Source organism: Kitasatospora sp. NPDC036755 (genome assembly GCF_040636595.1).
Taxonomy (GTDB): domain Bacteria; phylum Actinomycetota; class Actinomycetes; order Streptomycetales; family Streptomycetaceae; genus Kitasatospora.
This window is the reverse complement of record NZ_JBEZUT010000357.1, coordinates 1-8,630: the sequence shown is the minus strand read 5'-3', so window position 1 is coordinate 8,630 and position 8,630 is coordinate 1. Positions and strand designations below refer to the sequence as shown.

Sequence of the window (8,630 nt, the reverse complement as noted above, 5' to 3'; positions counted from 1 at the left end):
TGCAGTGCGCCCCAGTTGGGCGCTCATCGCGGTCGACAAGGGAGAAGGCTCTCAGGCGCGGGCGCGGGCAGAGCGCATGGAGCTGCCTCCCCTTACGACGGTACGGGCGGCCTCGTAGACCCGGCGCAGCAGGGTGTCGGCGTCCAGCACGCCGAGCCGTTCGGCGACCTGGTCCTGGTCCTGGAGGGCGAGCCGGTCGGTGGCCCGGCCGGTGGCCAGGTGCAGCGCGTCGCGCACGTCGGCCAGCCGGGTGGCGGCGTCGTCCAGGCCGTCCCGCGGCGCGTCGGCCAGCCAGGTGGCGGCGATCGCGTCCAGCACCACGACGTCGCGCAGTCCGCCGCGGGCCTCCTTCAGGTCGGGCTCCAGCAGGAAGGAGAGTTCACCGTGTCGTTCGGCCCGCGCGCGGCCCAGCTCGCGAAGCTCCGGCAGGCGCGCGGGGGCGCTCGCACGCCAGTCGGTGAGCACCGCGGAGCGCAGCGCGTCGGTGAGCGCCCGGTCCCCGGCGAGGTGCCGGGCGTCCAGCAGGCCGAGCTGGGCCTTGAGGTCGGCGGCGGCGACCGCGCGGGCCTGGGTGACGGTGCGCACCGCGTGGTCCAGCCTGCCGCCCGTGTCCCAGACCGGGTACCAGATCCGCTCGGGCAGCTCCCGGGCGATCGGACCGTCGTGCAGCAGCAGGACGTCCAGGTCGCTGCGCGGGGAGAGCTCGCCGCGCCCGTAGCCGCCGACCGCGACCAACGCGACGCCGGGCGGGGCGCCGGCGGCCGCGAACAGCCCGGCCAGCCTGTCGTCGGTGAGCCGGGCGAGCGACCGGCGCCGCGGGCGGCCCCCCGGGCCGGGACCGGCGAGCAGCGCGGCCCGGGCGGCGGCGTGACCGGCGGGGTCGGCAGGGTCGACGGGGTCGGAGGGGCTGGTCTCGGTGGTCATGTGCGTGGGTCCCGTCCGTCGTGCTGGTGAACCGCCGTGCCGGTGAACCGCCGTGCCGGTGAACCGTCCTGCTGGTGAACCGTCCTGCTCCTGGATCGTCTGCCGGTGGGCCGTCCGGCCGGTGAACCTTCCGCCGGTGCCCGTTCGGCCGGCCGGACGACGCCGGTACGCCGTCGGGCGGACCCGCACCCCGGGGGTGGACGGACCCGCCGTCCGCGGTGCGGGGCGACCGGTCACCGGGCCGCACGAGGGGCTACAGGGCGTCCGGCCCGCGCTCGCCGGTGCGGACCCGTACGGCGGTGTCCACCGGGACGCTCCAGACCTTCCCGTCGCCGATCTTCCCGGTCCGGGCGGCCTTCACCAGGACGTCGATCAGGTCCTCCGCGTCCTCGTCCTCGACCAGGACCTCGATCCTGACCTTCGGCACCAGGTCCACGGTGTACTCGGCCCCCCGGTACACCTCGGTGTGGCCGCGCTGGCGGCCGTAGCCGCTGGCCTCGGTGACGGTCAGGCCGTGCACCCCGAAGGCCTGCAGGGCGGCCTTCACCTCGTCCAGTCGGTACGGCTTGATCACGGCGGTGATGAGCTTCATCGGGCATCGACCTCGGTCTTCTTCTCGGCGGGCACGGCTGCCGCGGCGGGCGCGGCGGGCTTCTCCGCGGGCGCCGCGGACTTCCCCGCGGGCCGCTCGGCGACGGGCTCCGCGGCGGCGGACTGCGCGGCGGCGGCCAGGCCCGGCAGGGCCCGGGCCAGGCCCGCCCCCACGGCGCTGAAATCGTAGGCGGACTCGGCGTGCTCGGCCTGGTCGATGCCGGCCGTCTCGACCTCCGCGGACACCCGGAAGCCGATCAGCCGGTCGACCGCCTTGGCCAGCAGCCACGACAGCGCGAAGGAGTACGCCGCGACCACCGCGACCCCCATCGCCTGCTTGCCCAGCTGCCCGATCCCGCCCCCGTAGAACAGCCCCTTGACGCCCTGACCGACCCCGCCGGTGGCGAACAGTCCGACCAGCAGCGAGCCGACCGCACCGCCGACCGCGTGCACGCCCACCACGTCGAGCGAGTCGTCGAAGCCCCAGCGGTACTTGAGCGAGACGGCGGCGCAGCAGACCGCGCCCGCGACCAGCCCGATCGCGACCGCGCCCAGCGGGCTGACCGAGCCGCAGGCCGGGGTGATCGCGACCAGCCCGGCCACCGCGCCGGAGGCGGCGCCCAGCGTGGTGAAGGCGCCGTGCTTGACCCTCTCGTAGGCCAGCCACCCGACCAGCGCCGCACCGGTGGCGACCTGGGTGTTGACCATCGCCATCGCGGCGACGCCGTTGGCGGCCAGCGCCGAGCCCGCGTTGAAGCCGAACCAGCCGAACCAGAGCAGCCCGGAGCCGAGCATCACCAGCGGCAGGCTGTGCGGGCGCATCGGGTCCTTCTTGAAGCCGATCCGCTTGCCCAGCACCAGGCAGAGCGCGAGGCCGGCGACGCCCGCGTTGATGTGCACGGCGGTCCCGCCGGCGAAGTCGATCACACCGTTGCGGTCGCCCAGCCAGCCGCCGTGGCCGCCGTCGAAGTAGAACACCCAGTGCGCGACCGGGAAGTAGACGACCGTGACCCAGAGCGCGATGAACAGGCCCCAGGCGGCGAATCTCGCCCGGTCCGCGACGGCCCCGCTGATCAGCGCGGGCGTGATGACCGCGAACATCAGCTGGAAGAGCGCGAAGGCGGTCACCGGGATGGTGCCGGTCAGCTCGTCCAGGCCGAGGCCGCGCATCCCGAGGTGGTCGAGGTTGCCGATCAGGCCCGCGAAGGAGTCGGAGCCGAAGCTGAGCGAGTAGCCGTAGAGGACCCACAGCACACTGACGACGCCGAGCGAGAGGAAGCTCATCGCCAGCATGTTCAGCGTGCTCTTGGCCCTGACCATGCCCCCGTAGAAGAAGGCCAGCCCTGGGGTCATCAGCATGACCAGGGCCGCACTGATGAGTACGAAGGCGGTGTCGCCCGCACTGAAGCCGTCCGGCATCGGCGTCTCCTCTGCGTCCAGGCCGATCCGCACCCGGGGACCCGTCCCGTGGTGCCACCCGGGGTGTCGGCGTTGAGGAGGAGCGTGCCGAAGGCTGGTTTCGGCCGGTGCGGCCTGGTGTTTCACCGCGGTGACGCGTGCGACGCGCGGGTTACGGCTGCGTGAACCGCGGCTGCGCGGGCCACGGGCCGCGGGAGGCGGGCCGCGCGAACCCCGTCGGCCCCGCACCCCCGCCGGACGCCGGACACACCACCGACCGTGACGGCGGCGGCCGTCACGGTCGGTGGAGCTTCCCCCGGAGGGCCCCGGTCAGACCACCGAGACGAACTCCGGGATGTCCTGGACCACCCGCTCCTTGAGCCGGCTCACCGCGTCCACGCCCTTGTACCGGGCCGCCGCGGCCTCCGTGGTCTTGCGCACCCGGGAGTTCAGCCGCTCCGAGCGCACCTTGGTGGCGATGTCCACCGCCTGCTCGGCCATCACCACCGCCTGCTCGGCCTCCTTCTGCAGCAGGTGGACGCTGGCCATGCCGATCAGGTTGAAGGCGTACGAGCGCACGTGGTCGGCGTCCTGCCGGAACAGGTCGACCGCGGTCTCCATCACCGGAGCGGACAGCGAGGCGTAGAGCTCGGCGTTGTCCGAGTGGTACGCGAGGTCGCGGAAGGAGTGCGCGTTCTCGGCGTTCAGCTCGGCCGGTGAGAAGAACTTCAGCCAGTCCGGGTCCTGGTCGCCGTCCCGGATGTCGGTGAAGGTGTCCTCGGCCAGCCGGATCGCCCGGGCGCAGCGGTTGACCTCGCCGATGGTGGCGTAGGCGCGCGCCTCCATCGCGAACAGCAGGGACTGCTGGCGCGGGGTGGCGGTGTCGCGGCTGCCGTACTGGGCCAGGTGGATGAGTTCCAGGGCGTCCTCGCCCCGGTTGAGGTGGATCATCTGGCGGCTCATGTCGGTGAGGATGAGCGCGCCGAACGGGCGGTCGCCCGCCTCCTTGGCGGCGTGCAGGGCGAGCACGTAGTACTTCTGCGCGCTCGGGTGCATCCCGACGTCGTACGACATCCACCCGGCCAGGTGGGCGAGTTCGGCGGTGAGGCGGAACAGCCGCCTGGTGGTGTCCTCGCTGTACGTCTCCTGGAGCAGGTCGGTGACCTCGTGCAGCTGGCCGACGACGGCCTTGCGGCGCAGCCCGCCGCCGTTCTGCGCGTCCCACTGCCGGAACATGACCGTGGTCTGCTCCAGTAGTTCGAGCTCGGGTTCGGAGAGCCGGCCGGTGAAGGCCTCGCCGCCGTTGGCCGCGGTGAGGATCGGGGTGGGGACGCCGGTCGGGCCGGGGGTCAGCCAGCGCTGCATCGGCTCGATCAGCGCGGCGCCCGCGGTCAGGGCCAGCGAGGTGCCGAGGAAGCCCCGGCGGTTGAGCATGAGGTCGCTGCGGGAGTAGTCGCTGATCAGCTGGACGGTCTGCGGGCCGCTCCACGGCAGGTCGACGCCGCCGCCCACGGTGGAGACCGGGATCGCGGCGCGCAGACCGAGGTCCTCGACCGACACCACCGAGCCGAAGCGTTCGGAGAAGAGTTCCGACATGAGCTTGGGAATCGGCTCGCGGGGCTGCTCGCCGTCGAGCCAGCGGCGCACCCGTGAGGTGTCGGTGGACACGTGGTGGGCGCCGATCTGCCGGGCCCGGCGGTTGACCTGGCGGGCCAACTCGCCCTTGGACCAGCCACTGCGGGCGAACCACGTGGTCAGCTTCTCATTCGGTTGCTTCTCTGCCATGGGTAACGTCCCCATCCCGCCCGGCCCCTGGCGGGGCCCCCGATCGTGACCGCCCGACGGTTGCGGGCTCTTGCCAGACGTACCTGCCCGAGGTTCTGCCGTGCCGCCGTACCGCAGCGCCCTCGCACTGGTGTGCCATCGTTGCGGACGATCTGTCAGATTCCCAACTCCCGTTCCCCGATGGCCCGGAACAGGCTTCGACGACATCCGCGTGCTGAACGTAATGCCCCGCGAGGGGCCCGTGGGAGCGGCCCTGGCGAAACGCCACCTTTCGCCACCCCCAGGAGTGAACCGAAGCCCGGGGGCACACGCTTCACTTAGGGAGTCCCAACGGCCCGGCATATGCGGGCCGCCAAGTCCCCCGGCGCATCCCGGAGGGCCCGGCACAACCGGCAATCCACCGCAGCCCCAGGCGAGTTCACCGTCCACTCGGAGCGGCGGCAGCCCCACGCACACGACGATCCGGCATCGGCGCCGCCCCCACAAGGCGGCGCCCGAGGCGCACCGGCGGAACAGGCGCACACCACGCGCTGCGCGCCGCCACCGCACTACGCACCACACGGCTGACAATCGACACACAGTCACCGTCCCGTAACCATCGGCAACGAGAACCTGTTGGGGGAGGCATGGACAACCTGTTCGGCGAACTTCGGCTGGGGCACCTGCGGCTGGCACCGCTGGGGGCGCGCCGCCGCACCAAGGTCACCGCGTCCCAGGCCGCCGCGGAGTACACCGGCCGCTGGGGCTGGGCGGTCGCCACCGGCGCCCCGTCCACCGGCGCCCCGGTCACCGGCACCGCCGCCCCGACCCGCTGTCCCTGCGGCTCCCCCCGCTGCGCCGCGCCCGGCCTGCACCCCCTGCCCGGCGACGACGGCCGGGCCCGCGCCGGCCGCGCCGAGGGCTCGGTGCTGTTCCCCACCGGCCGCGCCTTCGACGTCCTGGACGTCCCCGAGCAGGCCGGCCTCCAGGCGCTGGTCCGGCTGGAGCGGATGGGCACCCAGGTCGGCCCGGTGCTCGCCGCCCCCACCGGCCGGCTCCAGTTCCTGGTCGCCGCCGGCACCGCCCGGCGCCTGCCCGACCTGCTGTACCGGATGGGCTGGGACGACGCCGCGCTCGACCTGACCTGCCACGGCGAGGGCAGCTACGTCGCCGCCCCGCCCACCGTCCTCGCCGGCCTCGGCCCGGTCCGCTGGCTGCGCCGCCCCACCCGCGACAACGCGGGCTGCCCGCCGGAGGCACGGCTGCTGCTCGGCACCCTCGCCTACGCCTGCCACCGCAGCCGCGAGCGCACCGCCGAGCCGGCCTGGATGGCCTCCTGACCCTCCCGGCACGCGGAAGGGCCCGCCCCGTGGAGGGGGCGGGCCCTTCGTGCGCCCTCGGCGGGCGGCGGGGACGTCAGTCCCCGATCAGCGCGTCCACGAACGCGCCCGGCTCGAACGGCGCCAGGTCGTCCGCGCCCTCGCCCAGGCCGATCAGCTTGACCGGGACGCCCAGCTCGCGCTGGACCGCGACCACGATGCCGCCCTTGGCGGTGCCGTCCAGCTTGGTCAGCACGATGCCGGTGATGTCGACCACCTCGGCGAACACCCGGGCCTGGATCAGGCCGTTCTGGCCGGTGGTGGCGTCCAGCACCAGCAGCACCTCGTCCACCGGGCCGTGCTTCTCGACGACCCGCTTGACCTTGCCCAGCTCGTCCATCAGGCCGGTCTTGGTGTGCAGGCGGCCGGCGGTGTCGATCAGCACGGTGTCCGCGCCCTCGGCGATGCCCTCCTTGACCGCGTCGAAGGCGATCGAGGCCGGGTCCCCGCCCTCCGGGCCGCGCACGGTGCGCGCACCCACCCGCTCGCCCCAGGTCTGGAGCTGGTCGGCGGCGGCGGCGCGGAAGGTGTCGGCGGCGCCGAGCACCACCTTGCGGCCGTCGGCGACCAGGACGCGGGCCAGCTTGCCGGTGGTGGTGGTCTTGCCGACGCCGTTGACGCCGACCACCAGGACCACCGCCGGGCCCTCCTCGTGCTTGGTGGAGCGGACGGCGCGGTCGGCGTCCTTGCCGACCAGCTCGACCAGCTCCTCGCGCAGCAGCGCGCGCAGCTCGTCGGGCGTACGGGTGCCGAGCACCTTCACCCGGGTGCGCAGCCGCTCGACCAGCTCCTGGGTGGGAGTGACGCCGACGTCGGCGGTGAGCAGGGTCTCCTCGATCTCCTCCCAGGTGTCCTCGTCCAGGTGCTCCCGGGAGAGCAGCGAGAGCAGGCCCTTGCCGAGCGAGTTCTGCGAGCGGGAGAGCCGCGAGCGCAGCCGGACCAGCCGGCCGGCGGTGGGCTCGGGGACCTCGATGGCGGGTGCCGTCCCGGCCTCCGCCGGGGCCTCGACCTCGACGGCCTCGGGGGCTTCGACGGTCTCGGGGGCTTCGGGGAGCGGGACTTCCTCGACGGTGCGACGAGGTTCCTCGGTCGGCGGCGCGGACTCCTCGCCGACCTGGGGCTCCTGCGGGGTCTTCGGCGCCGTGATGACCGGCGCCTGCGACTTCGGGGGCAGCTGCTGGCGTCGTCTGCCGGAAACGACGAGGCCCGCGATCGCGCCGATGGCGACCACGGCGATGACTACGGCAAGGATCACGTATTCCATAACCGCTCCAGTATCCGCGACCGGAGCCCGGATGGACCGCAGCCGCCCTACACCGATGCGGTGCGCACCGCCCGCGACCGCCGTTCCCGGTGCTCTCCCCCGGCCTGGCGGCCGGGAGGTGCCCCCTCGCGCAGCCGCTGGCTGATCACCTGCGAGATGCCGTCGCCCTTCATGGTCACGCCGTAGAGGGCGTCGGCCGACTCCATGGTGAGCTTCTGGTGGGTGATCACGATCAGCTGGGAGCTCTCCCGCAGCTCCTCCATGATCCCGATCAGCCGGCGCAGGTTGGTCTCGTCCAGCGCCGCCTCCACCTCGTCCATCACGTAGAACGGGCTGGGCCGGGCCTTGAAGATCGCCACCAGCAGCGCCACCGCGGTCAGCGAGCGCTCGCCGCCGGAGAGCAGCGACAGCCGCTTGACCTTCTTGCCCGGCGGGCGGGCCTCCACCTCGACCCCGGTGGTGAGCATGTTCTCCGGGTCGGTCAGCACCAGCCGGCCCTCCCCGCCGGGGAAGAGCCGGGCGAAGACGCCCTCGAACTGGGCGGCGGTGTCGTGGTACGCCGAGGTGAACAGCTGCTCGACCCGCTGGTCCACGTCCCGGACGATGTCCAGCAGGTCGCGCCGGCTGCGCTTGAGGTCGTCGAGCTGCTCGCCGAGGAAGCGGTGGCGCTCCTCCAGCGCGGCGAACTCCTCCAGGGCGAGCGGGTTGACCTTGCCCAGCTGCTGGTAGGCCTTCTCGGCCGCCCGCAGCCGCTTCTCCTGCTCGGCCCGGACGTACGGGTACGGCTCCCCCGGCTCCGCCCCGTCCTCGGCGGGCGGGGGCGGTACCGGCCGGTCCGGCCCGTACGAGGCGAGCAGCTCGCCGCCGTCGATGCCGAACTCCTCCAGCGCGCGGGCCTCCAGTTGCTCGATCCGCAGCCGCTTCTCGGCCCGCAGCACCTCGTCCCGGTGCCCGGCGTCGACCAGCTTGTCCAGCTCCTCCTTGAGCCCGCGGCCGTGCTCCCGGTGCTCGCGCAACTCGTGCTCGCGCTCGGCGCGCGCCTGCTCGACGGCCGCCCGCCCGGCGTCCGCGCGGGCCAGCGACACCTCCAGGCAGGCCAGCAGCTGCCGGGCGCCCGCCGCGACGGCGTTCGCCACCCCGGCGTCGTGCTCGGCGCGCCGGAGGCGCTCGGCGGCCCGGGCGCGCGCCTCGCGCGCGGCGCGGGCGGCCCGGGCCCGCGGGTCGGCCCGGCCGGGCAGGGCGCGGGCCCCCGCCGCGTGGGTGCGCACCCCGGGCCGGGCCACCAGGTCCGCCAGCCGGGCGTCGCACGC

The 8,630-nt window shown here is 74.0% G+C and carries 6 protein-coding genes and 1 pseudogene; 1 reads left to right on the top strand and 6 read right to left on the bottom strand.

All coding sequences use genetic code 11. The features are described from left to right. Positions 1-96: 96 nt before the first annotated feature. The 4 genes and pseudogenes from AB0E96_RS34860 to AB0E96_RS34845 form a co-directional block, all read right to left on the bottom strand. Positions 97-924: pseudogene (locus AB0E96_RS34860) on the bottom strand (nucleotidyltransferase domain-containing protein); the annotation flags it as partial. A gap of 253 nt (positions 925-1,177) precedes the next feature. After that, positions 1,178-1,516, bottom strand: coding sequence for a P-II family nitrogen regulator (locus AB0E96_RS34855; RefSeq protein WP_359829808.1), 339 nt, complete (start codon positions 1,514-1,516; stop codon positions 1,178-1,180). Next, complete coding sequence (locus AB0E96_RS34850) at positions 1,513-2,934, bottom strand: ammonium transporter (protein WP_359829807.1); 1,422 nt, start codon at positions 2,932-2,934, stop codon at positions 1,513-1,515. Before AB0E96_RS34850 ends, AB0E96_RS34855 begins: the two co-directional genes overlap by 4 nt. 309 nt (positions 2,935-3,243) lie before the next feature. Next, positions 3,244-4,698: a hypothetical protein gene (locus tag AB0E96_RS34845; RefSeq protein ID WP_359829806.1), complete on the bottom strand. Its 1,455-nt coding sequence runs from the start codon at positions 4,696-4,698 to the stop codon at positions 3,244-3,246. A 626-nt stretch (positions 4,699-5,324) separates the two neighbouring features. On the opposite strand from AB0E96_RS34845, the gene AB0E96_RS34840 reads away from it, so the two are divergent. Beyond that, positions 5,325-6,017, top strand: coding sequence for a bifunctional DNA primase/polymerase (locus AB0E96_RS34840; protein WP_359829805.1), 693 nt, complete (start codon positions 5,325-5,327; stop codon positions 6,015-6,017). Between the two features lie 76 nt (positions 6,018-6,093). Here AB0E96_RS34840 and ftsY read toward each other — a convergent pair whose 3' ends face one another. Both ftsY and AB0E96_RS34830 read right to left on the bottom strand, forming a co-directional pair. Further along, positions 6,094-7,320 (bottom strand): signal recognition particle-docking protein FtsY, encoded by a 1,227-nt coding sequence (gene ftsY, locus AB0E96_RS34835; RefSeq protein ID WP_359829804.1) that lies wholly within the window; start codon positions 7,318-7,320, stop codon positions 6,094-6,096. A 47-nt stretch (positions 7,321-7,367) separates the two neighbouring features. After that, positions 7,368-8,630: AAA family ATPase (locus tag AB0E96_RS34830; RefSeq protein WP_359829803.1), on the bottom strand; the 1,263-nt coding region annotated here is incomplete at its 5' end.

Bases quoted from the DNA above. Each gene is read 5' to 3' on its own strand.
- AB0E96_RS34855 (WP_359829808.1), bottom strand. From the start codon at position 1,516: ATGAAGCTCATCACCGCCGTGATCAAGCCGTACCGACTGGACGAGGTG.
- AB0E96_RS34850 (WP_359829807.1), bottom strand. From the start codon at position 2,934: ATGCCGGACGGCTTCAGTGCGGGCGACACCGCCTTCGTACTCATCAGT.
- AB0E96_RS34845 (WP_359829806.1), bottom strand. From the start codon at position 4,698: ATGGCAGAGAAGCAACCGAATGAGAAGCTGACCACGTGGTTCGCCCGC.
- AB0E96_RS34840 (WP_359829805.1), top strand. From the start codon at position 5,325: ATGGACAACCTGTTCGGCGAACTTCGGCTGGGGCACCTGCGGCTGGCA.
- ftsY (WP_359829804.1), bottom strand. From the start codon at position 7,320: ATGGAATACGTGATCCTTGCCGTAGTCATCGCCGTGGTCGCCATCGGC.